21 protein-coding genes, 1 pseudogene and 1 riboswitch are annotated in these 22023 nt (G+C 74.4%); of the genes and pseudogenes, 10 read left to right on the top strand and 12 right to left on the bottom strand.

Annotation, left to right across the window (positions count from 1 at the left end):
• Nucleotides 1-3 precede the first annotated feature (3 nt).
• Together cbiE and cobM are read left to right on the top strand one after the other, a co-directional pair.
• The gene (gene cbiE, locus ACN9MM_RS19005) at nucleotides 4-1239 is read left to right on the top strand and encodes a precorrin-6y C5,15-methyltransferase (decarboxylating) subunit CbiE (protein ID WP_426364742.1); all 1236 of its coding nucleotides are present in this window, start codon (nucleotides 4-6) and stop codon (nucleotides 1237-1239) included.
• Complete coding sequence (cobM, locus tag ACN9MM_RS19000) at nucleotides 1236-1985, top strand: precorrin-4 C(11)-methyltransferase (RefSeq protein WP_426364741.1); 750 nt, start codon at nucleotides 1236-1238, stop codon at nucleotides 1983-1985. The genes cbiE and cobM overlap by 4 nt, the downstream gene beginning before the upstream one ends.
• Before the next feature lie 51 nt (nucleotides 1986-2036).
• On the opposite strand, the gene ACN9MM_RS18995 is transcribed toward cobM, so the two are convergent.
• Entirely contained in the window at nucleotides 2037-2111 is a 75-nt protein-coding gene (locus ACN9MM_RS18995; RefSeq protein ID WP_099895366.1) for a 50S ribosomal protein bL37, read from the bottom strand.
• A 128-nt stretch (nucleotides 2112-2239) separates the two neighbouring features.
• On the opposite strand from ACN9MM_RS18995, the gene ACN9MM_RS18990 reads away from it, so the two are divergent.
• Together ACN9MM_RS18990 and ACN9MM_RS18985 are read left to right on the top strand one after the other, a co-directional pair.
• Nucleotides 2240-2518: a CopG family transcriptional regulator gene (locus ACN9MM_RS18990; RefSeq protein WP_426364740.1), complete on the top strand. Its 279-nt coding sequence runs from the start codon at nucleotides 2240-2242 to the stop codon at nucleotides 2516-2518.
• Nucleotides 2515-2928: a hypothetical protein gene (locus tag ACN9MM_RS18985; protein WP_426364739.1), complete on the top strand. Its 414-nt coding sequence runs from the start codon at nucleotides 2515-2517 to the stop codon at nucleotides 2926-2928. The genes ACN9MM_RS18990 and ACN9MM_RS18985 overlap by 4 nt, the downstream gene beginning before the upstream one ends.
• Here the strand turns inward: ACN9MM_RS18985 and ACN9MM_RS18980 are convergent.
• Nucleotides 2918-3478 carry a GNAT family N-acetyltransferase gene (locus tag ACN9MM_RS18980; RefSeq protein ID WP_426364738.1) on the bottom strand — a complete coding sequence of 187 codons (561 nt, stop codon included), beginning with the start codon at nucleotides 3476-3478 and terminating at the stop codon, nucleotides 2918-2920. The two genes, ACN9MM_RS18985 and ACN9MM_RS18980, sit on opposite strands and share 11 nt — an antisense overlap.
• A 41-nt stretch (nucleotides 3479-3519) precedes the next feature.
• Nucleotides 3520-4638 carry a cobalt-precorrin-5B (C(1))-methyltransferase gene (locus tag ACN9MM_RS18975; RefSeq protein WP_426364737.1) on the bottom strand — a complete coding sequence of 373 codons (1119 nt, stop codon included), beginning with the start codon at nucleotides 4636-4638 and terminating at the stop codon, nucleotides 3520-3522.
• A gap of 12 nt (nucleotides 4639-4650) precedes the next feature.
• Here ACN9MM_RS18975 and ACN9MM_RS18970 point away from each other — a divergent pair, with 12 nt between their 5' ends.
• Nucleotides 4651-5376 carry a cobalt-precorrin-6A reductase gene (locus ACN9MM_RS18970; RefSeq protein ID WP_426364736.1) on the top strand — a complete coding sequence of 242 codons (726 nt, stop codon included), beginning with the start codon at nucleotides 4651-4653 and terminating at the stop codon, nucleotides 5374-5376.
• Between the two features lie 70 nt (nucleotides 5377-5446).
• On the opposite strand, the gene ACN9MM_RS18965 is transcribed toward ACN9MM_RS18970, so the two are convergent.
• The 3 genes from ACN9MM_RS18965 to ACN9MM_RS18955 are packed head-to-tail and all read right to left on the bottom strand — an operon-like array spanning nucleotide 5447 to nucleotide 8810.
• Nucleotides 5447-6940, bottom strand: a complete 1494-nt coding sequence (locus ACN9MM_RS18965; protein ID WP_426364735.1) for a precorrin-2 C(20)-methyltransferase — start codon at nucleotides 6938-6940, stop codon at nucleotides 5447-5449.
• On the bottom strand, nucleotides 6937-7590 hold the full coding sequence (locus ACN9MM_RS18960) for a precorrin-8X methylmutase (RefSeq protein WP_382862076.1): 654 nt from the start codon (nucleotides 7588-7590) through the stop codon (nucleotides 6937-6939). Before ACN9MM_RS18960 ends, ACN9MM_RS18965 begins: the two co-directional genes overlap by 4 nt.
• Nucleotides 7587-8810 carry a cobalamin biosynthesis protein CobG gene (locus ACN9MM_RS18955; RefSeq protein WP_426368773.1) on the bottom strand — a complete coding sequence of 408 codons (1224 nt, stop codon included), beginning with the start codon at nucleotides 8808-8810 and terminating at the stop codon, nucleotides 7587-7589. Before ACN9MM_RS18955 ends, ACN9MM_RS18960 begins: the two co-directional genes overlap by 4 nt.
• Before the next feature lie 73 nt (nucleotides 8811-8883).
• A riboswitch (cobalamin riboswitch) is annotated at nucleotides 8884-9015 on the top strand.
• 39 nt (nucleotides 9016-9054) lie between these two features.
• Here ACN9MM_RS18955 and cobN point away from each other — a divergent pair.
• A complete protein-coding gene (cobN, locus tag ACN9MM_RS18950; RefSeq protein ID WP_426364734.1) occupies nucleotides 9055-12672 on the top strand; it encodes a cobaltochelatase subunit CobN in 3618 nt (1205 codons plus the stop codon).
• Between the two features lie 29 nt (nucleotides 12673-12701).
• On the opposite strand, the pseudogene abc-f reads toward cobN, so the two are convergent.
• Nucleotides 12702-14293, bottom strand: a pseudogene (abc-f, locus tag ACN9MM_RS18945) (ribosomal protection-like ABC-F family protein).
• 201 nt (nucleotides 14294-14494) lie between these two features.
• Between abc-f and ACN9MM_RS18940 the strand changes: the two are divergent.
• From ACN9MM_RS18940 to ACN9MM_RS18930, 3 genes are all read left to right on the top strand, one after another.
• On the top strand, nucleotides 14495-15358 hold the full coding sequence (locus ACN9MM_RS18940; RefSeq protein WP_426364733.1) for an alpha/beta fold hydrolase: 864 nt from the start codon (nucleotides 14495-14497) through the stop codon (nucleotides 15356-15358).
• Nucleotides 15359-15523: 165 nt separating this feature from the next.
• A complete protein-coding gene (locus tag ACN9MM_RS18935; RefSeq protein ID WP_426364732.1) occupies nucleotides 15524-16465 on the top strand; it encodes a DUF1648 domain-containing protein in 942 nt (313 codons plus the stop codon).
• A 2-nt stretch (nucleotides 16466-16467) separates the two neighbouring features.
• Nucleotides 16468-16824, top strand: a complete 357-nt coding sequence (locus tag ACN9MM_RS18930) for a GntR family transcriptional regulator (protein WP_426364731.1) — start codon at nucleotides 16468-16470, stop codon at nucleotides 16822-16824.
• Nucleotides 16825-16946: 122 nt separating this feature from the next.
• Here the strand turns inward: ACN9MM_RS18930 and ACN9MM_RS18925 are convergent, their stop codons facing one another.
• Nucleotides 16947-17906, bottom strand: a complete 960-nt coding sequence (locus tag ACN9MM_RS18925; RefSeq protein WP_426364730.1) for a D-2-hydroxyacid dehydrogenase family protein — start codon at nucleotides 17904-17906, stop codon at nucleotides 16947-16949.
• 102 nt (nucleotides 17907-18008) lie between these two features.
• Here ACN9MM_RS18925 and ACN9MM_RS18920 point away from each other — a divergent pair, with 102 nt between their 5' ends.
• The gene (locus ACN9MM_RS18920; protein WP_426364729.1) at nucleotides 18009-19328 is read left to right on the top strand and encodes a hypothetical protein; all 1320 of its coding nucleotides are present in this window, start codon (nucleotides 18009-18011) and stop codon (nucleotides 19326-19328) included.
• Between the two features lie 111 nt (nucleotides 19329-19439).
• On the opposite strand, the gene ACN9MM_RS18915 is transcribed toward ACN9MM_RS18920, so the two are convergent.
• The 4 genes from ACN9MM_RS18915 to ACN9MM_RS18900 are packed head-to-tail and all read right to left on the bottom strand — an operon-like array spanning nucleotide 19440 to nucleotide 21892.
• Nucleotides 19440-19772: a hypothetical protein gene (locus ACN9MM_RS18915; RefSeq protein ID WP_426364728.1), complete on the bottom strand. Its 333-nt coding sequence runs from the start codon at nucleotides 19770-19772 to the stop codon at nucleotides 19440-19442.
• Nucleotides 19769-19984 carry a hypothetical protein gene (locus tag ACN9MM_RS18910; RefSeq protein ID WP_426364727.1) on the bottom strand — a complete coding sequence of 72 codons (216 nt, stop codon included), beginning with the start codon at nucleotides 19982-19984 and terminating at the stop codon, nucleotides 19769-19771. Before ACN9MM_RS18910 ends, ACN9MM_RS18915 begins: the two co-directional genes overlap by 4 nt.
• Before the next feature lie 10 nt (nucleotides 19985-19994).
• Nucleotides 19995-20432, bottom strand: coding sequence for a hypothetical protein (locus ACN9MM_RS18905; protein ID WP_426364726.1), 438 nt, complete (start codon nucleotides 20430-20432; stop codon nucleotides 19995-19997).
• A complete protein-coding gene (locus ACN9MM_RS18900) occupies nucleotides 20429-21892 on the bottom strand; it encodes an APC family permease (protein WP_426364725.1) in 1464 nt (487 codons plus the stop codon). Before ACN9MM_RS18900 ends, ACN9MM_RS18905 begins: the two co-directional genes overlap by 4 nt.
• Nucleotides 21893-22023: the final 131 nt, after the last annotated feature.

Here is a 22023-nt window from a genome sequence, read left to right as displayed (position 1 = left end):
GACGTGAACGCTGCGATATCGGTGGTGTCGGTCGTCGGAATCGGCGCGGACGGCTGGGACGGGCTCCCCGAGAGCTCCCGCCGTGTCCTGCGCGACGCCGGGGTCCTCATCGGCGCCCCCCGCCAGCTGGGCCTCCTGCCCGCCGCCGACTGCGCCGGCGAGCGGATCACCTGGCCCTCGCCCCTCCGCCCCGCCGTCCCCGGACTGCTCGCCGCCCACGAGGGCCGCGCGATCGCCGTCCTCGCCAGCGGCGACCCGAGCTTCTACGGCATCGCCCGCACGCTGGCGGAGACCGCCGGCCCCGAGCGCCTCCGCGTCCACCCGCACCCTTCCTCCGTCTCGTACGCCTGCGCCCGCCTCGGCTGGCCCCTGGAAGCCGTCGAGACCGTCTCCCTCGTGGCCCGGCCGCTCGCCGCGCTCTCCGCCGCCCTCCACGACGGCCGCCGCCTCCTCGTCCTCAGCGAGGGCCCCGGCACGGCCGCGCGGGTCGCGGAGCTGCTGCGCGCGACCGGCTGGGGCGGCACCCGGATCCGCGTCCTCGAACAGCTCGGCGGCCCCGCCGAGCGGCTCCTCGACGGGACCGCCGCCGACTGGCCCCACGACCGCACCGAGCCCCTGAACGTCCTCGCCCTCGACTGCGCGCGCGACCCCGGCGCCCTCCGGCTCGGCGCCGCACCCGGACTCCCCGACGAGGCGTACGAGCACGACGGCCAGCTCACCAAGCGGTACGTGCGCGCCGCCACCCTCGCCGCGCTCGCCCCCGCCCCCGGCGAACTGCTCTGGGACGTCGGCGGCGGCTCCGGCTCCATCGGCGTCGAATGGATGCGGACCCACCGCTCCTGCCGGGCGATCGCGGTCGAGAAGTCCCCGGAGCGGGCCGCCCGCATCGCCCGCAACGCCGACACCCTGGGCGTCCCGGGCCTGGAGGTCGTCACCGGCCCCGCGCCCGCCGCCCTCACCGGCCTGCCCGCCCCCGACGCGATCTTCATCGGCGGCGGACTCACCGCCCCCGGACTGCTCGACACCTGCTGGGACGCCCTGCCGCCCGGCGGCCGGCTCGTCGCCAACACCGTGACGCTGGAATCCGAGGCGCTGCTCGCCGACCGCTACCGCCGCCACGGCGGCGAACTGGTCCGGCTCGCCGTCGCCACCGCCGTGCCCGTGGGCGGCTTCACCGGCTGGCGCCAGGCCATGCCCGTCACGCAATGGTCCGTAACGAAGGGTTGTACAGAGGAATGACCGTCTACTTCATCGGCGCGGGCCCCGGCGCGGCCGACCTCATCACCGTGCGCGGCGCGCGGACCCTCGCGCGCTGCGGGGTCTGCCTCTACGCCGGCTCCCTCGTCCCCACCGAACTCCTCGCCGAGTGCCCGCCGGACGCGAAGCTCGTCGACACGGCGCAGCTGGACCTGGACCAGATCGTCGCCGAGATCACCGCCGCCCACGCGGCCGGCCAGGACGTGGCCCGGCTGCACTCCGGCGACCCGTCGGTGTTCAGCGCGGTCGCGGAACAGATGCGGCGCCTGGACGCGGCCGGCATCCCGTACGAGGTCGTGCCGGGCGTCCCGGCGTTCGCGGCGGCCGCGGCGGCGCTCAAGCGGGAGCTGACGGTCCCGACGGTCGGCCAGACGGTGATCCTCACCCGCATCGCCCAGCAGGCCACCCCGATGCCGCAGGGCGAGGACCTCGCGACCCTCGGCCGCAGCGGCGCCCTGCTCGTCCTCCACCTCGCCGCGCGGTACGTCGACCGGGTCGTCGGCGAGCTCGTCCCGCACTACGGCGCGGACTGCCCGGCGGCGGTCGTCGCGATGGCGAGCCGGCCGGACGAGGTGATCCTGCGCGGCACGCTCGACGACATCGCGGAGCAGACGAAGGCGGCGGGCATCACGAAGACGGCGGTGATCCTGGTGGGCCGCACGCTGGCGGCGTCGGAGTTCCGGGACAGCCACCTGTACGACCCGGCGCGGGACCGCCACACCTGCTGACGGCCCGGAGGCCGGACCCCCACACGGGTCCGGCCTCCGTCAGCATCACGATCAGGCGTTGGGCCGCTTGCCGTGGTTCGCCTTCTTCTTCTTGCGGGCCCGCTTCTTGTTGCCGCGCTTCGCCATGGGAATTCCTCCTTGTCGTCGGGGACTCCTGCGGAGTCGAGCCTAGGCACGGGAGGGGGGACGCGCATCCGGGTCGGAGCGTGCCGAAAACCGGTATGGGGCCTGGTGCGGGGAGTATGGTCGCGAGTATGGCCACGAAGAAGGTGACAGTGACGATCCCGGAGGACCTCCTGGAGGAGGTCCGCGCCGAGGCCGGCGACCAGGGGCTTTCGGCGTACGTCTCGGAGGCGCTGCGCCTGCGGCGCGACCGCGACCGGCTCCGGGAACTCGTCGACTGGCTGGAGGAGGAGTACGGCCCGCTCACGGAGGAGGAGCTGGCCGCCGGCCGCGCCGAGATGGACGAACTCCACGCCGAGCACGAACGCCGTCGGCGAGCCCGGGAGCCGCGCGCGGGTGAGGCCGCGTGACGCGCCGGACGGAACGGCCCCTCCAGGTCTTCGTCCTGGACGGTGAGGCGCTGTCGCTCGCGGTACGGGGCGACCGCGCCATGATGGTCCGCCTCGCCATGGCCGCCCGGGGGGAGGCCGACGTGGTGACGTCCCCCCTGACTCTCGTCGAGGCCCACGACGGGCGGACGACCGAGCACCGCTGGGACTGGGTGCTCTCCCGTGTCCGAGTGGCGGACATCGGCAAGGAGGAGGCCCGCCAGGCCCGCCGCCTCCTCGCCGACGCCGCACTGCACGGACACAAGTACGCCATCGACGCCGTGCTGGCCGTCGTGGCGCGACAGCAGACCGGCGAGGTCACGGTGTTCACGTCCGACGTCGACGACCTGGAGAGGCTGGTCCCCGACCGGATCGTCGTCGTCAAGGTCTGACGGCGGCCTCGGCCCACTCCGGCGCCAGCGCCGACATCACCGTCGCGTCCACCCGTTCCCCCTCCCACAGCAGGGCGCCCCGCAGGACGCCCTCCGCCCGGAAGCCGGCCTTCTCGTAGGCGCGGCGGGCGCGGGGGTTGAAGGCGTACACCTCCAGCCAGATCCGGTACAGGCCGAGCGCCTCGAAGCCGTGGCCGACGATCAGCCGGGTCGCCTCCGTGCCCAGGCCCCGGCCGACGGCGTCCGGGACGAAGGCGATCCGGAAGGCGCAGCTCTCGTTGTCGGGGTCCCATGCGAGGAGGACGGCCTCGCCGACGACCCGGCCGGTGGCCCGCTCGACCACGGCGAGGTCGAGCCGGTCGTCCTGCGCGCCCCGCGAGCCGTACCACTTCACCAGCGCCGCTTCGTCGAACCGCGTGTGGCTCCCGGTCAGCCGCGTGACCTCCGCGTCCTCGAACAGCGGCAGCAGCGCGGGCACGTCCGCCCCGGTGACGGGCCGGAGGACCACCAGGTCACCGGTGAGCGTGGGTTTGTGCGAGAAGTCGGTCATCCCGGGATTCTCGGCGAGCGGCCGCGAGGCTGTCGCGCGGATTACGGTCCCGCCACCGAGGACCGCCCCACGACCGTCCCCGCGCGGTCGATGCAGATCACGTCCACCGCGACCGGGGCGCCCCGCAGCACCGCGAGGGCCTCGTCGCGGGCCCGGGTGGCGACCAGGTCGCCCAGGGGGACGGCGGCGGCCTCGCAGAGGCGGAGGGCGGCGAGACCCGTGTTCGCGGCGGTGATCTCGGCCGCGAGGGCCTCCGGGGCGCCGCCCGTGCGGGCCAGGCCGGCGAGGAAGGCCTTGTCGACCTGGGAGCGGGCCGAGTGGAGGTCCAGGTGGCCGGCCGCCAGCTTGGAGAGTTTGGCGAAGCCGCCGCAGATCGTGAGCCGGTCGACGGGATGGCGGCGGATGTACTTGAGGACGGCGCCCGCGAAGTCGCCCATGTCCAGGAGGGCGATCTCGGGGAGGTCGTAGATCTCCCCGACCGTGCGCTCCGACGTCGAACCCGTGCAGCCCGCCACGTGGGTGAGGCCGCCCGCGCGGGCCACGTCGACGCCCCGGCGGATGGAGTCGATCCAGGCGGAGCAGGAGTACGGGACGACGACGCCGGTCGTGCCGAGGATCGACAGGCCGCCGAGGATGCCGATGCGGGGGTTCCAGGTCGAGCGGGCGATCTCGGCGCCGTTGTCGACGGAGACGGTGATCTCGACGTCGCCGGTGCCTCCGTGGCGGGCGGCGACCTGCGCCACGTGCTCGCGCATCAGCTGCCGGGGGACGGGGTTGATCGCCGGCTCGCCGACGTCCAGGGGGAGGCCCGGGAGGGTGACCGTGCCGACGCCCTCGCCCGCGCGGAAGACGACGCCGGAGCCGGGCGGAAGCAGCCGGACCGTCGAGCGGATCACGGCGCCGTGGGTGACGTCCGGGTCGTCGCCGGCGTCCTTGACGACGGCGGCCATGGCGGAGCCGCCCGACAGGGACTCGGCGGTCAGCGCGAAGGACGGCGTCTGGCCCTTCGGGAGGGTGATCGTCACCGGGTCGGGGAAGTCGCCGGTCAGCAGCGCGGTGTACGCGGCGGTGGTGGCCGCCGTCGCGCAGGCACCGGTCGTCCAGCCCGGGCGGAGGCCGGTGTGCTTGAGTTGGGCCTCACGCCCGCCGCCTGAAGTCACGAAGAGGCTCCTGTGCACGTACTCATTCTCGGCGGGACCACCGAGGCCCGCGCCCTCGCCGGACTGCTGCACGGGAAGGTGCGGGTCACCAGCTCCCTCGCGGGGCGGGTGGCGAGCCCCCGGCTGCCGGCCGGGGAGGTCCGGATCGGCGGGTTCGGCGGCGTCGACGGGCTCGTGGAGTGGATGGCGGGGCACGCCGTGGACGCGGTCATCGACGCCACCCATCCCTTCGCCGAGCGGATCAGCTTCAACGCGGCCCGGGCGGCCGCCACCGCCCATGTTCCCCTGCTGGCGCTGCGTCGTCCCGGCTGGGTCCCGGTGGACGGCGACGACTGGCGGCCGGTGGCGTCCCTGGAGGAGGCGGCCCGGACGCTGGACGGCCTGGGCGACCGGGTGTTCCTGACGACGGGCCGCATGGGCCTGGCGGCGTTCGCGGCCTGCCCGCAGTGGTTCCTGGTCCGCTCGGTGGACGCCCCGGACACCCCCGGGCCCGCCCGCACCGAGCTGCTCCTGGACCGGGGCCCCTTCACCCTGGACGGCGAGCGGGAGCTCATGCGCCACCACCGCGTCGACGTCGTGGTCACGAAGGACAGCGGCGGCGCGGCGACGGCCCCGAAACTGACCGCGGCCCGCGAGGCGGGCCTCCCGGTGGTGGTGGTCCGCCGCCCCCCGGTCCCGGAGGGCGTGCGGACGGCGGCCTCCCCGGAGGAGGCCGCCGCGTGGGTGGCTACGCGGTGACGGGCGGGCCGAGTTCGGTCACCTCGACCCGGTTCGGGTCCCGCCCCCGCCCCCTCTCGGGTCTCAGCCCTCAGCCGTAGCGCCGCGGCGTCCACGTGATCGTGCGGCCGTCGCCCCGTTCGGCCGTCCGGGTCTGCGAGGAGCCGATCAGGAGGAGCGTGCGCATGTCGACCTCGGAGGGGTCCAGGGTCTTCAGGGTCAGGATCCGGACCGACTGCTCCGGGCCGCCGACGTCGCGGGCGACGACCACCGGGGTTTCCGGGGCGCGGAGTTCCAGGAGGAGGTCGCGGGCGGCGGCCACCTGGTGGGTGCGGGACTTCGAGCCCGGGTTGTAGAGGGCGATGACGAGGTCCGCGCCCGCGGCCGCGCGGAGCCGGGCCTCGATGACGTCCCACGGCTTGAGCCGGTCGGAGAGGGAGATCGTCGCGTAGTCGTGGCCGAGGGGGGCGCCCGCCGCGGCGGCGGCCGCGTTCGCCGCGGTCACCCCGGGGAGTACCCGTACGGGCACGTCCGCGTACTCCGGTGCGCAGGCGACCTCCAGGACCGCGGTCGCCATCGCGAAGACGCCCGGGTCGCCGCCGGAGACGACCGCGACCTTCCGGCCGCGGCGGGCCAGGTCGAGGGCGAACTCGGCGCGCTCGGACTCGACCTTGTTGTCGGAGCCGTGCCGGATCTGCCCGGGGCGCAGGACGGGGACCCGGTCGAGGTACGTCGTGTAGCCGACGAGGACGTCGGCGTTGACGAGCGCGCCGCGCGACTCGGGGGTCAGCCAGGGCGCCCCGGCGGGGCCGGTGCCGACGACGGTGACCTCGCCGGTCTCCCGTAGGGGAGGCTCCTGGCCGATGCGGGAGGGGAGGACCGCGACGGAGAAGTACGGGACGGACCCGGGGTCCACGTCCGTCAGCTTCTCCGTGCGCTCGCCCGTCATGAACGCGCGCTCCACATAGCGGGCGTCGTCCAGCCGGCCGGCCCGCTCCAGGGCCCGCCGCACGGTCGGGAAAGTGCGGCCCAGCTTCATCACGACCGCCGAGTCGGTGCCCGCGAGGCGGGCCGTCAGCTCGTCCTCCGGCAGGGTGCCGGGGATGATCGTGAGGACCTCCTCCGCCTCGCACAGCGGCTCGCCGAGGCGGGCGGCGGCGGCGCTGACCGAGGTGACGCCGGGGAGGACGGTCGTGTCGTAGCGGTCGGCGAGCCGCTTGTGCATGTGCTGGTACGAGCCGTAGAAGAGCGGGTCGCCCTCGGCGAGGACGGCGACGGTGCGGCCGGCGTCGAGGTGGGCGGCGAGGCGGGCCGCGGCCTCCTCGTAGAAGTCGTTCAGGGCGCCCCGGTAGCCGCCCGGGTGGTCCGTGGTCTCCACCGTGAGCGGGTACACGAGCCGCTCCTCGATGTGGTCCTCGCGGATGTGCTCGGCGGCGATGGAACGGGCTATCGAGCGGCCGTGGCGGGCCGAGTGGTAGGCGATGACGTCGGCCGCGGCGATGGCCTTCACGGCGGCGACCGTCATCAGGTCCGGGTCGCCGGGGCCGAGCCCGACGCCGTACAGCTTTCCGGTCACGGTGCTCATGCCTGGATCTCCGCTTCGTGGGCGAGGGCGTTGATCGCGGCGGCCGTCATCGCGCTGCCGCCGCGCCGGCCCCGTACGACCAGGTAGTCGAGGCCGAGGGTGTTCTCGGCCAGGGCGTCCTTGGACTCGGCGGCGCCGATGAAGCCGACGGGGATGCCGAGGACGGCGGCGGGCTTCCCGGCGCCCTTCGCGATCATCTCCAGGAGGTGGAAGAGGGCGGTGGGGGCGTTGCCGATGGCGACGACGGAGCCTTCGAGGCGGTCCCGCCACAGTTCGAGGGCGGCGGCGGAGCGGGTGGTGCCGAGCTCGGCGGCGAGGGCGGGGACGGCCGGGTCGGAGAGCGCGCAGAGCACCTCGTTGTCGGCGGGCAGCCGCTTGCGGGTGACGCCGCTGGCGACCATCTGGGCGTCGCAGAGGATCGGCGCGCCCGCGCGGAGGGCCTCGCGGGCGTTCGCGACGACCCGCGGGGAGTACGCGATGTCCTGCACGAGGTCGGTCATGCCGCAGGCGTGGATCATCCGGACCGCCACCTGGGCGACGTCGGCGGGCAGGTCCGCGAGGTCCGCCTCGGCGCGGATCGTGGCAAAGGACCGGCGGTAGATCTCCGTCCCGTCCTTCTCGTAGTCGAACATCCTGGTGCTCTCGCTCATCTCGTCGTGCGGGCCTTGGTCACTGCTTCGGGCAGGGCGGTACGGGGGGTGGGGACGCCGTCCACCAGGTAGCTGTCGTCGCCGGTGGCGAGGACGTCGACCCAGGTGCCGCGCGGGTGGCCGCAGCGGCGCTCGCACCCGGAGTAGTGGACGGGCAGGCCTCCGTGGCGGACCAGGCCGGCGTCCGTCCGGACGTCGGCGAGGGACTTGGCGCAGCCAGGGCGTCCGGTGCAGGCGCTGACCCCGACGGAAGGCAGGCCGGGCCGGGTGACCAGGCCGTACGGTTCCAGGGCGGGGAGCCTGGCGGGGTCGGTCACCACGACCGCGCCGCGCCAGGGCGTGAGCCGGACCTCGGCGGCGGGCAGCAGGGCCCGCAGCTGGGTGGCGGTCAGCCGGCCGAGCGGGGCGAGGACGTGCAGGGCGCGGTCGCCGAGCGGCCCGGGCGCGGGCGGCGGGGACACGGGGAGCGGCGGTACGGGTACGGGCTCCGCCGTGATCCCGGCCCTCGCGAGCGCCCCGGCCCAGTCGGGTACGTGCGCGTCGGGCAGCTCGTGCGGGCGCCAGGCCCCGTTGCCCGCGGCCTCGGCCGCGTCGAGGAACGCGAGGGCGGCGGCGAGGGCGGCCCGGACGGCGTCGGCGGCGGCGAGGAGGAAGGCCCGGGAGCCGAGGAGCAGCCGGACGGATCCGTCCCGTCCTGCGATCAAGCTCACATCGCCGCCGAGCCCGGCGACGTCTCCGCGCCCGTCGTCCAGGACGAACAGGAACCGTCCGGAAAGGGACGCCGCCCGGGGTTCGGCGCACAGGGCGGTGTCCAGGGCGCGGGCCCACAACTGCACGTCCGAGTGGCCGAGTCCGTCGAGTCCCGCGCCGGGCGAGGCCACGATGTTGCGGACGCGCTCGTGGGTGGGGGAGGGCAGCAGGCCCGCCCCGGCCAGGAGGGAGGCGAGCCGCGCCCCGCAGTCCTCGGCGAGGCCGCGCAGCTCCGCGTTGCCGCGTGAGGTGATGCTGATCCGCCCGTCGCCGAGGGTCTCGGCCGCGTGCGCCAGAACCTCGGCCTGACGAGCCGTCAGGCGCCCTGCGGGCAGGCGCAGTCGGGCCAGGCGTCCGTCGTCGGCGGGGTGCAGGCGCAGCGCCCCGGGGCAGGCGTCGCCACGGTCCCGTACGCGAGGTTCGCCCGGTTCGGACGCCGGGGGTGGGGTGGGCGGCATGGCGGCGAGCATACCCACGGGGAACCGCCCGACCACCGGGTGTGATCCGGTCGACCCCGCCGCTCCCTGGGGCCCGCCCACGCCACGATCTAGGATGCAGATCGGCATGGGGTCCCAGGACCCCGGGGAGGAAGCCCGGTGAGAATCCGGCGCGGTCCCGCCACTGTGAGCCCGCACCCGCGGGTGAGTCAGGAACTCCCGCCGTCCATCTGACCACCCGGGGCGCGGACAACCCCGAGGAAGGCCTGAGCTCGCCATGCTCCTGCTGCTGTCGCACTCCGACACCGACCTGCTCAGCGCCCGCGCGGCGAACGCCGCCCAGGCCGAGGGAGCGGTCGAGTACCGCTTCGCCAACCCCTCGCGCCTCCCCCTGGCCGACCTCCCCGCCCTGCTCGACGGCGTCGACCTCGTCGTCGTCCGCCTCCTCGGCGGGATCCGCTCCTGGCAGGAGGGCCTGGACACGGTCCTCGCCACCGGGAAGCCGGTCGTCGTGCTCAGCGGCGAACAGGCCCCCGACGCCCAGCTGATGGGGTCCTCCACCGTGCCCGTCGGCGTCGCCACCGAGGCGCACGCCTATCTGGCGCACGGCGGCCCGGCCAACCTGGAGCAGCTGGCCCGCTTCCTCTCCGACACCGTGCTGCTCACCGGCCACGGCTTCGAGTCCCCGGCCGCCGCCCCCACCTGGGGCCCGCTCGACCGGGTCGCGAGGAACGAGACCGGCCCGACGATCGCCGTGCTCTACTACCGCGCCCACCACATGAGCGGGAACACCGCCTTCGTCGACGCCCTGTGCGGGGCGATCGAGGACGCCGGCGCGCGGGCCCTCCCGCTGTACGTGGCGTCCCTGCGGGCCCCCGAGGCGGAGCTCGTCGAGACGCTGCGCACGGCCGACGCGATCGTCACGACCGTCCTCGCGGCCGGCGGCACCAAGCCCGCCGAGGCGCAGGCCGGCGGCGACGAGGAGGCCTGGGACGCGGGCGCGCTCGCCGCGCTCGACGTGCCGATCCTCCAGGCGCTCTGCCTGACCGGCTCGCGGTCGGCGTGGGAGGAGAACGACGAGGGCCTGTCCCCGCTGGACGCCGCGAGCCAGGTCGCCGTGCCCGAGTTCGACGGCCGCCTCATCACCGTCCCGTTCTCCTTCAAGGAGATCGACGCCGACGGTCTGCCCGCGTACGTCGCCGACGCCGAGCGCGCGGCCCGCGTCGCCGGGATCGCCGTGCGGCACGCCCGGCTCCGCCACATCCCGAACGCCGAGAAGCGGCTGGCGCTCGTCCTCTCCGCGTACCCGACGAAGCACTCCCGCATCGGCAACGCGGTCGGTCTCGACACCCCCGCCTCCGCCGTCTCCCTGCTCCGCCGCCTCATCGAGGAGGGCTACGACTTCGGCCCCGAGGCGGACCTCCCCGGTCTGGTCTCCGGCGACGGCGACGAGCTGATCTACGCCCTCATCGAGGCCGGCGGCCACGACCAGGACTGGCTGACCGAGGAGCAGCTCGCGAAGAACCCGGTCCGCATCCCGGCCGCCGACTACAAGCGCTGGTACGCGACGCTGCCCGCCGAGCTCCGCGAGCAGGTCGAGGAGCACTGGGGCCCGGCGCCCGGCGAGATGTTCCTCGACCGGTCCCGCAACCCGGAGGGCGACATCGTCCTCGCCGCCCTGCGGCGCGGGAACCTGCTGGTCCTCATCCAGCCGCCGCGCGGCTTCGGCGAGAACCCGATCGCGATCTACCACGACCCCGATCTCCCGCCGTCCCACCACTACCTGGCCGCCTACCGCTGGATCGCCGCCCGCGCCGAGGACGGCGGCTTCGGCGCCGACGCCATGGTCCACCTGGGCAAGCACGGCAACCTGGAGTGGCTGCCCGGCAAGAACGCCGGCCTGTCCGCCGCCTGCGGCCCCGACGCGGCCCTCGGCGACATCCCGCTGATCTACCCGTTCCTCGTCAACGACCCGGGCGAGGGCACCCAGGCCAAGCGCCGCGTGCACGCGACCCTCGTCGACCACCTGGTGCCGCCGATGGCCCGCGCCGACTCGTACGGCGACATCGCGCGCCTGGAGCAGCTGCTCGACGAGTACGCGCAGATCTCCTCCATGGACCCGGCGAAGCTGCCCGCGATCCGCGCCCAGATCTGGACCCTGATCCAGGCCGCCAAGCTCGACCACGACCTCGGTCTGGAGGAGCGCCCGGAGGACGACGGCTTCGACGACTTCCTGCTGCACGTCGACGGCTGGCTGTGCGAGGTCAAGGACGCCCAGATCCGCGACGGACTGCACGTCCTCGGCGGCGCCCCGGAGGGCGAGGCCCGGGTCAACCTGGTCCTGTCCATCCTGCGTGCCCGCCAGATCTGGGGCGGCACGCAGGCGCTGCCCGGTCTGCGCGAGGCCCTCGGCCTGGACGAGTCGGCCGCGACCCGCACCACCGCCGACGAGGCGGAGGCGAAGGCCCGCGAGCTGGTCGAGGCGATGGAGGCGGCGGACTGGTCCGTGGACGCGATCGAGACGGTCGCCGCCGCGTACGGCCCCGAGGTGCACGCCGTGCTGCGCTTCGCCTGCGAGCAGGTCGTGCCGCGCCTGGCCGCCACCACCGACGAGCTGGCGCACGCCGTGCACGCCCTGAACGGCGGCTTCGTGCCGGCCGGACCGTCCGGCTCCCCGCTCCGGGGTCTGGTCAACGTCCTGCCGACCGGCCGCAACTTCTACTCCGTCGACCCCAAGGCCGTGCCGTCCCGGCTCGCCTGGGAGACCGGGCAGGCGCTCGCCGACTCGCTGCTCACCCGCTACCGCGACGACAACGGCGCGTGGCCGACCTCCGTCGGCCTCTCCCTGTGGGGCACGAGCGCGATGCGCACCGCCGGTGACGACGTCGCCGAGGCCCTCGCCCTGCTCGGCGTCCGTCCGCTGTGGGACGAGGCCTCGCGCCGGGTGAACGGCCTGGAGCCGATCCCGCTCGCCGAGCTCGGCCGTCCGCGCGTCGATGTGACGCTGCGCATCTCGGGCTTCTTCCGGGACGCGTTCCCGCACGTCATCGGCCTTCTCGACGACGCCGTACGGCTCGTGGCGGGTCTTGAGGGAGAGTCCGCCGAGGACAACTACGTCCGGGCGCACGCGCAGGCCGACCTCGCCGAGCACGGTGACGAGCGGCGCGCGACCACCCGTATCTTCGGCTCGCGGCCGGGCACGTACGGCGCGGGCATCCTCCAGCTGATCGACTCGCGGGACTGGCGCACGGACGCCGACCTGGCCGAGGTGTACACGGTGTGGGGCGGGTACGCGTACGGGCGGGGGCTCGAAGGCCGCCCGGCGCGCGCCGAGATGGAGACCGCGTACAAGCGGATCGCGGTGGCCGCGAAGAACACGGACACCCGCGAGCACGACATCGCCGACTCGGACGACTACTTCCAGTACCACGGTGGCATGGTCGCGACCGTCCGCGCGCTCACGGGCACGGCCCCCGAGGCGTACATCGGTGACTCGACCCGCCCGGAGACCGTCCGCACGCGCACGCTCGTCGAGGAGACCTCCCGGGTCTTCCGGGCCCGCGTGGTCAACCCGCGCTGGATCGAGGCCATGCGCCGCCACGGCTACAAGGGCGCGTTCGAGCTGGCGGCGACCGTCGACTACCTCTTCGGGTACGACGCGACCACGGGTGTCGTCGCCGACTGGATGTACGACAAGCTCACGCAGGAATACGTCCTCGACGAGACGAACCAGGCCTTCCTCAAGGAGGCCAACCCGTGGGCCCTGCACGGCATCGCCGAGCGGCTGCTCGAAGCCGAGTCGCGGGGCATGTGGGAGAAGCCGGACCCGGAGACCCTGGCCGCCCTGCGCCAGGTGTTCCTGGAGACCGAGGGTGACCTGGAGGGGGACGAGTAGCCCCGCACGGGGCCGGGTCCTCGCGAGGCCTAGGTCCGCACCAGGGCCGGGGCCAGTGCGAGGACGCGGCCCCGGAATCCCTCCCGCAGCCGCCGGTCGTGGCTGACCACGACCAGCGTGCCCCGGTACTCCGCGAGCGCGGCCTCCAGCTCCTCCACGAGGCCGGGGGCCAGGTGGTTGGTCGGCTCGTCGAGGAGGAGCAGGTCGGCGGGGGAGGTCACCAGACGGGCCAGTTCCAGTGTGCGGCGCTGTCCCGTCGACAGCAGTCGGACCGGGGTCGTCAGATCCCGGGCCGCGAAGAGCCCGAGGGCGAGCAGTTCGTCCTCGCGGCCCTCTCCGAAGGCCTCGCCCACCGTACGGGGGTCGAGGGGTGGGGCCGTGTCCTGGCGGAGCAGCCCGACCCGGGCGGGCACGGTCACCGTGCCCGCGTCCGGGGCGAGTTCGCCCGCCAGGACCCGGAGGAGAGTGGTCTTTCCCGCGCCGTTGGGCCCGGTGACCAGGAGGCGCTCGCCCGGGTCGAGGCGGAGCGCGTCGAGGCGGAGCCGGCCGTCGACGCGTATCCCGGCGAGATCGACGGGCGCGCCTTCTCCCGTGATCTCCGTACGGAACCGGAGCGGTTCGGGCGGCGCGGGCACGGGGTGGGCGGTGAGCCGGTCGAGCTTCTCGCGGGCCGAGCGGATGCGGCTCATCGCGCCGTGCGCCCGTGACCGGGCGCGGAAGGCGCCCGCTCCGCTGAACGCGGCGGGGGCCTTGCGGGGGATCGCGGAGAAACGGTCGGTGTCGTGTCGGCGAGGGCCCGGTGGCGGGCGAGTTCGGCCCTCCACTCCTCGTGCTCCCGCTGCCTGCGGGCCCGTTCGGCGGCGCGTCCGGTGAGGTAGCCGGCGTAGCCGTCGCCGTACCGCCGCACGGTGTGGCGGTCCTCGTCGACCTCCAGGACGGCGGTCGCGACCCGGTCGAGGAAGACCCGGTCGTGGGAGACGGCCACGACCGTGCCCCGGTGGGCGCGCAGCCGTTCCTCCAGCCAGGACACGGCCTCGTCGTCGAGGTCGTTGGTCGGCTCGTCGAGCAGCAGCAGTTCGGGCTCGGCGGCGAGGACGGCGGCCAGGGCGAGCCGGGAGCGCTGTCCGCCGGAGAGCGTCCCGAGCGGTCGGGCGCGGTCGAGGGGGCCGGGCTCGCCGAGCTTCCGGAGGACGGTCTCGACGCGCCGGTCGGCCCCGGCGCCGCCCCTGGCCTCGTAGGCGGTGAGCAGCCGGGCGTATCCGTCGAGGTCGCCGGTGGCGGCGAGCCCGGCCTCGGCCGTACGGATCGCCCGCTCCAGGTGCCGCAGTTCGGCGAGCGCGTGGTCGACGGCGTCGCCGACGGTCGCGTCCGGGGGGAGGTCGAGGGTCTGGGCGAGGTGGCCGAGGCCGCCGGGGGCTTCCACGGTCACGGTGCCGTTGTCGGGGGTCTCCAGGCCGGCGAGGAGCCGGAGGAGGGTGGACTTCCCGGAGCCGTTGTCGCCGACGACGCCGAGGCGTTCGCCGGGGCGGACGGTGAGGGAGACCCGGTCGAGCACGGTGCGGTGGCGCACGTGCCGGTCGTCGTGGCGCTTGGTGACGTCGACGAGTAGGGCACGGAACAAGGGCGACCTCCTGACCTCGGGGACAAGGACTGAGTTGGACGAGACGTCTCGTCTCGTTGCGTCGAAGGTACGCCAGGGTCGACCCCTTGGCAAGACGTTCCGTCTCGTTGGGTCGGCGGGACGTGTTTCCGGTGAACACCGATGAGTTACGGCGGGCCCGGGGGTCCACCCCCTGACAGGCCCACCACCGAGGAGAACACCATGGCCGAGACCGACACCCGCACCCTGGACACCGCCGGGGCGACCCTCCGCTACGACGTGCGCCCCGGCACCGGGACCGGCGGACGCCCCCTGCTGCTGATCGGCTCCCCCATGGACGCGAGCGGCTTCACCACGCTCGCCTCCCACTTCGCCGACCGGACCGTCGTCACGTACGACCCGCGCGGCGTGGCCCGCAGCGAGCGCACCGACGGCGCCGCCGAGACGCTCCCCGAGGAGCACGCGGACGACCTGGCCCGGCTGATCGAGGCGCTCGGCGCCGGGCCCGTGGACGTCTTCGCGAGCAGCGGCGGCGCGGTCAACGCCCTCGCGCTGGTGGCCCGCCGCGGCGACCTGGTGCACACCCTCGTCGCCCACGAGCCGCCGACGGCCCAGGTCGTCCCGGACCGGGAGGCCGCCCTCGGGGTCTGCGCGGACGTCCACGCGACCTATCTGCGGGACGGCTGGGGCCCCGCGATGGCCAAGTTCCTCGCGCTGACGAGCCGGCAGGGCGAGTTCCCGGCGGACTGGGCCGGGGAACCCGCCCCGGACCCGGCCGCGTTCGGCCTGCCCACCGAGGACGACGGCTCGCGCGGCGACCCGCTGCTCGGGCAGAACATGCGCGGCTGCACCTCCTACCTCCCCGACTTCACCGCGCTGCGTGGCGCGCCGACGCGGATCGTCGTCGCCGCGGGCAAGGAGTCCGAGGGCACGTTCGCCGCGCGCGCGGCGGTCGCCGTCGCCGAGGGGATCGGCACCCCCCTCGCCGTCTTCCCGAGCCACCACGGCGGCTTCCTCGGCGGTGAGTTCGGGCAGCAGGGCGCCCCGGCGGAGTTCGCCGAGGCGCTGCGGGCCGCGCTGGCCTGACGTCCCCACCGCTTCGCGGCGGCGGCCTTCACGGCCGCCGCCGCGTCGACGTTCCCGAGGGCCGGCTCGAGCGGCCGGCCCGGGTTCGCGGGCGCGTCGCATCTCGGAGACCGACCTCCCTCAATCCGCATTGTTCTAGTAGAGTGCGAACAAGGGAGGTTTTCCATGAACCGTGCCACGCCCCGTCTCCGCGCGCTCGCCGCGCTGCCCTTCGTCCTCGCGCTCGCCGCCCACCTGGTGGTGCTCGCCTTCCTCCACGACCGGCTCCCCGACCCCCTCGCCACCCACTTCGGCGGCGGGGGCCGAGCCGACGGCTTCACGAGCCGCGCCGCGTTCACCGTGATCAGTACGGCCCTGCTCCTCGGCCTCGGCGCGGGCTGGACGCTCCTCGTCCGCCGCACCGCCCTGTGGGGAGCCTGGGCGACCGCCGGCTTCACCGGCGCGCTCCTCGTCCTCCTCGTACGGGACAACCTGGACGCCGTCGACGCGGCCGGGGTCTCCTCGCCGCTCGTGAACCTCACCGTCGCGGCCGCCGCCGGCGGCCTCTTCGCCGCCGTCGGCCGGGCCCTGACCCGGCTCGTCCCGCCGGAGGACGCCGCGCCCGTCGCCGCGGACGGCCCGCGCCTGCCGCTCGGGGCGAGCGAGGTCGCCGGCTGGACCCGCGCCACCGGCTCCCGGCCGCTCACCGCGCTCGCGGGGCTCGCCCTCGCGGCCACCCCGGCCGTCCTGCTCCTCGCGCCCTGGCCGGGCGCCCTGCTCGGCCTCCTCGGCCTCGTCATCGGCGTGCCCGGCCTCGCCCTGGCCCGGATCCGGGTCACCGTCGACCGGCGCGGCCTCACCGTCCGCCCCGCCCTCGGCTCCCGGCCCCGGATCCGGGTGCCGCTCGACGAGGTCGCGGGCGCCGACGTCCGGGACGTCTCCGCCGTCGCCGACTTCGGCGGCTGGGGCTACCGCGTCCGGGCCCACCGGACGGGCGTGGTGCTGCGGTCCGGCGAGGCCCTCGTCGTACGGCGGGCCGGCGGGCGCGAGTTCGCCGTCACCGTGCCCGACGCGCGGACCGGCGCGGCGCTCCTCAACACCCTCGCCGAGCGGCATGGGAAGGTCTGACCGTGCTCTTCCGTGTCGACCCCGCCTCCGCCGTCCCCCTCGGCGACCAGATCGCCGCCTGCGTCCGCGGGGCCCTCGCCGACGGCTCCGCCGCCCCCGGCGAACGGCTCCCGGCCGCGCGGGAACTCGCCGACTCCCTCGGCGTCAACGTCCACACCGTCCTCCGCGGCTACCAGCGGCTCCGCGAGGAGGGCCTCATCGAACTCCGGCGCGGCCGGGGCGCCCTGATCGTCCCGGGCGCCACGGCCCCGGACCGCGCCCGCCTGATCTCCCGCCTGCGGGAGGCGGCGGAAGAGGCCCGCGAACTGGGCCTGACGGAGGCGGAGTTCCTGGACCTGGCGCGTACGAGCCTGGGGTAGGGGGCGCCTGCCGACGAGCCCGGCGCCCCCGCTCAGCCGAGCTCGCGGACCGGAGCCCCCGCTCAGCCGAGCTCGCGGACCGGAGCCCCCGCTCAGCCGAGCTCGCGGACCGGCGCCCCCGCTCAGCCGAGCTCGCGGACCGGCGCCCCCGCGAGGAACGCCTCGATGTCCTCGACCGCCTCGCCGAAGTAGCGCGCGTAGTTGCCCTCCGTCACGTAGCCGAGGTGGGGAAGGGCCAGGACGTTCGGGAGCGTCCTCAGGGGGTCGTCGGCGGGCAGCGGCTCCGTGTCGTACACGTCCAGGCCCGCCCCCCTGATCCACCCCTCGCGCAGCGCCCGCAGCAGCGCGGCGCCGTCGACGAGGCCCGCCCGGGACGTGTTGACGAGGTACGCGGACGGCCGCATCGCCCGCAGCTCGTGCTCCCCGATCAGGCCCCGGGTGCGCGCGGAGAGCACCAGGTGCAGCGACACGAAGTCGCTGCCCGCGAGCAGGTCCCGCTTGTCCTTCGCGAGCCGCACGCCGTGCTCGGCGGCCCGCTCCTCCGTCAGGTGCGGGCTCCAGGCGGTCACGTCCATGCCGAAGGCGAGGCCGATCCGGGCCACCCGGCCGCCGATCTTGCCGAGGCCGACGAGGCCGAGCGTCCGGCCCGCCAGGTCGGCGCCGACCGTCGACTGCCACGGCCCGCCCTCGCGTACCGCCCCCGCCTCGGCGGGTACGTGCCGGGCCAGGCCCAGGAGGAGCGCCCAGGTCAGTTCGGTGGGCGGTGCGGGGCTGCTGGCGGTGCCGCAGACCGTGACGCCCCGCGCGCGGGCCGCGGCGACGTCGATCGAGGCGTTGCGCAGGCCGGAGGTGATCAGGAGCCGGAGCCGGGGCAGGCGGGCCAGGAGCTCCGCGTCGACCGGGGTCCGCTCCCGCATCACCACGAGGACCTCGCAGTCCTCGACGGCGGCGACGAGCTGCTCCCGGTCGGTGATGTGCTCGCGCAGCACGCGGACGTCCACGCGGTCCGCGAGCGGGCTCCAGTCGGCGGAGGCGAGGGAGACGCCCTGGTAGTCGTCGAGTACGGCGCAGCGCAGCTTCATGACCGCATGATCGCGTACACCCGCACGCCCCGCCCAGGGCGACAGAACCGTCCCTCTTTCGGAGAATTGCCCTGACTTGCCCCGTGATGAGGAGTGCGTGCCATGAGCGAAGCTGCCGGTGACAGCGGTGACGAACTCTCGGTGCTCCGGGCCAGGGTGGCCGCCCTGGAAGCGGACAAGGCCGTCGCCCGGCCGCCCCACCACCGCGTCCGCTCCTTCTTCGCCGCCCTGCTCATCGTCATCGGCTGCGTCCTCGTCCCGCTCGGCATCGTCGCCTCCTGGACCTCGAGCATCGTCGGCGACACCGACCGGTACGTGCAGACCGTCGCCCCCCTCGCCGACGACCCGGACATCCAGGCAGCCGTCGCCACCCGGGTGACGAACGCCGTCATGGAGCACATCGACCTGCCCTCCCTCCTGGAGGGCGTCGCCCCCGACCAGCGGCCCCTGGCCGCGAAGGCCCTCGGCAAGCTCGGCGGCTCCCTGGAGAGCGCGGTCAAGAGCTTCGTCCACGAACGGGCGCAGGACGTCGTCGCCTCATCGGCCTTCGAGACGATCTGGACCGACGCGAACCGCGCGATCCACACCTCCCTCGACCGTGCCCTGACCGGCAGCGACGAAGGGGCCGTGAAGATCGAGACGGACACGGTCACGATCGACCTCGCGCCCGTGATCGACCGGGTGAAGCAGCGGCTCGTCGACTCCGGGCTCGACGTCGCGGCCAAGATCCCCGAGATCCACACCGACTTCACGGTGGTCAAGTCCGACGACATCGGCAAGGTGAAGACCGGCTTCTCGCTGCTCCAGCTGATGGGCGTGTGGCTGCCGGTGATCGCCGTCCTGCTCGTCGTCGGCGGTGTGCTGCTCGCCGTCCGCCGGCGCCGCACCCTGATCGCCGCGGCCCTCGGCGTCGCCTTCGCGGCGATCGTCCTCGGCGTCGCCCTCACCGTCTTCCGCACGGTCTACCTGAACGCCCTCCCCGCCGACGTCTCCCCGGCCGCCGCGGGCTCCGTCTACGACACCCTGATCCGCTTCCTGCGCACCTCGGTCCGGGTGTACGCGACCCTCGGCATCCTGCTCGCGCTGGCCGCCTGGCTGTCCGGCCCCAGCCGCCCGGCCGTCCTCGTCCGTGGTCTCTGGCGCTCCGGCATCACGGCCACGCGCGCCACCGCCGACCACGCGGGCATGAACCTCGGCCCGGTGGGCCCCTTCGTCGCCCGCTACCGCACCTGGATCACCTGGATCCTCGTCGCCGGGGCGGCCGCCGCCGTCGTCTTCTGGCCCTACCCCACCGCCTGGGTCGTCGTGGGCGTCGCCCTGCTCCTGCTCTTCGTCCTCGCGGTGGTGGCCTTCCTGGCCGAGGAACCCGCCGCGGAACCCACCGGGGACAGCTCCGCCGCCCCGCCCGGGAAGACCGTCTAGGGGCTCTACGGGACGTCCGGGGCCCACGCGCCCCGGCGTCGGGTCCCGCTTCTCCCGAGTTGGACGGCGCAGGACGGCCAGGACCCGCCCGGGGACTCCCGGCCTCCCGGCTCAGGCCGGGAACTCCTTCTCCCCGCGGGCCGGTAGGAGCGCCGCGCCCGCGAGCAGCCCGACCGCGATCGTCGTGACGATCGTGACGAAGTCCATGAGGTCGTGGAAGCCGTGCAGGACGTGACCGCCCGCCAGGGAGGTGAGCGCCCGCAGCCCCAGCGACCCGACGGTGAGGGTGAAGAAGCCGCCCAGCACGATGCCGACGCCCCTGGCCCAGCGCCGCAGACCGGCCGCCGCCTCGTGCAGGGGCGGCCGGGTGTCCCGTACGCCCTCGACGAACTCCTTGAGGGCGAACGCCCGGTCGAGCCGGGCGACGTCGGGGAAGGCGGTCACGGTCGAGGTGAGGGTGCGGCCCCGGCGGTCACGGAGAGCACGGCGCCGTCCGCGACGACCACGGTCTCGGCCCGCCCGCCGTACGTCCGCGCGATGCCCCGGACGACCCGGGCGACGCCCTCGGCGCCCTCCCCGCTGAACGCCGGCATGAACCGGGTGAGTTCACGGAGGAGGCCGTGGAGGGCGTCGGGGTCGGGGGACGTAGTGGTCACGCCCCGCACGTCACCGGCGGACGGTGTCGTCGGTCTTGAGGTCTTCCACCTCGTCGTCGAAGTCGTCCAGCTTGTCCGGGCAGTAGACCTGGAGGACGATCCGCTCGGCCTCGACGGCCTTGGTGTCGGAGATGACGGGCCGCATGCCCGGGCCGGTGGCGCCGTTGGACTGCTGGATCTTCCACAGCGCCGTCTTCAGGGCGTTGCCCGGCTGCTCGCAGACCTGCCCGCCGTCGGTGCCGAGCAGCCGCTCGACTGTGTCGGTGTCGGGGGACGGGTATCCGGCCTTCACCAGCGCCTCCTGGAGCTGGTGGGCCTTGGACTCGGTCTGCCGGCTCGTCCTCACGGCCGAGTACTTGAGGAGGCCGGTGACGACGAGGCCGACGAGGATGACGATCGCGCCCCAGTAGATCCACCTGTGCTCGGAGGCGAAGCGGGTGGGACTCATGCCGGGTCTCCCTCGCTCGGGACGTCGGCGTCGGCCGTGCGCCAGCTCGGCTTGCGGAACCTCAGGAACGCCCAGGGGATCAGGAAGCCCAGGATGACCAGGCCGCCGCCGATGATGCCGATGTACGCCCAGACGCTGCCGCTGCCGAACTGGGAGCTCGGGACGAAGCCGATGCAGAGCGCCGCGAGGGAGGCGAGCAGGCCGGTGACGCACAGGACGCCCAGCGCGGGTGCGCGGTAGCCGCGGGGGTGGTCGGGCTGGGTCTTCCGCAGCCGCATCGCCGCGGTGAACATCAGCAGGTAGACGATCAGGTACACCTGCGTGGTGATGACCGAGAAGATCCAGTAGGCGCTGGAGACGTTGGGGATCAGCGCGTATCCCAGGGCGATGATCGTGGTGACGATGCCCTGGGTGACCAGGATGTTCTGCTGGATGCCGTTCTTGTTCAGCTTCTGCAGGAACGGCGGCAGGTAGCCCTCCTGCCGGGAGATCTCCAGGAGGCCCTTGGACGGGCCGGCGAGCCAGGTGAGCATGCCGCCGAGCGAGGCGGAGACCAGGGCGACGGCGGCGATCGGGGTGAGCCAGCCGATGTGGAAGTACTCGAAGAAGGCGTCGAACGCCTGCATCACGCCCGCGGTGAGGCTGAGCTGGTCGGCGGGCACGACCCAGCTGATGGCGAGCGCCGGCAGGATGAAGATCAGCAGCACCAGGCCCATCGCCAGGAACATCGACTTCGGGTACTCCTTCGGCGGGTCCTTGAGCGAGGAGACGTGCACGGCGTTCATCTCCATGCCGGAGTACGACAGGAAGTTGTTGACGATCAGCACGAGGCTGGCGAGTCCCGTCCACTGCGGGAGCAGGTTGGACGCGGTCATCGGGGCGGCCGAGGGGTTGCCCTGGCCGAGGAAGACCATGCCGAGGACCACCAGCAGGGTGCCGGGGATCAGAGTGCCGATGATCAGGCCCCAACTGGCCAGTCCGGCCAGTGCCTTGGTGCCCCGCGAGGAGATCCAGACGCCCGTCCAGTAGAGGACCACGATGACGATCGCGGTGTACGGACCGCTGGAGGCGAGGGCCGGGTCGATGATGAAGGCGATGGTGGACGCGACGAACCCGAGCAGGCTCGGGTAGTAGAAGATCGTCATCGCGAACTGGCACCACACGGCGAGGAATCCGAGCGGTTTCGAGAGACCCTCCGAGACCCATCGGTACACGCCGCCGTTCCAGCCGGAGGCGAGCTCCGCGGAGACGAGGGCGGTCGGGAGCAGGAAGACGATCGCCGGGACGAGGTAGAGGAACACGCAGGCCAGGCCGTAGACGGCCATCGTCGGCGCGGCCCGCAGGCTCGCCACCGACGCGGTGGTCATCAGGGCGAGGGTCACCCACGTGAGGGTGGTGGGCGCCGGCCGTGTCGCCGCCCGGGGTGTGGGGACGTCGGCCGGTGTGTCGATGCTGCTCAAGGGGGCCTCCCGCGGGTCGGACGATCGGCTCAGCCTCGAACGGCCCAGGGGGCCCTGCAACCAGGGTCGGCCGTACGGGTGATCACCGCGGCGACGTCCGGCGCGGGGCGGCCCCGGGGCCCGTCGTTCCG

The sequence above is a fragment of the Streptomyces sp. E-08 genome (assembly GCF_049913095.1).
In the GTDB taxonomy this organism is placed as follows: Bacteria; Actinomycetota; Actinomycetes; order Streptomycetales; family Streptomycetaceae; genus Streptomyces.
Note: the sequence above shows the minus strand (reverse complement) of the source record. Positions and strands in the feature narration are given on the sequence as shown.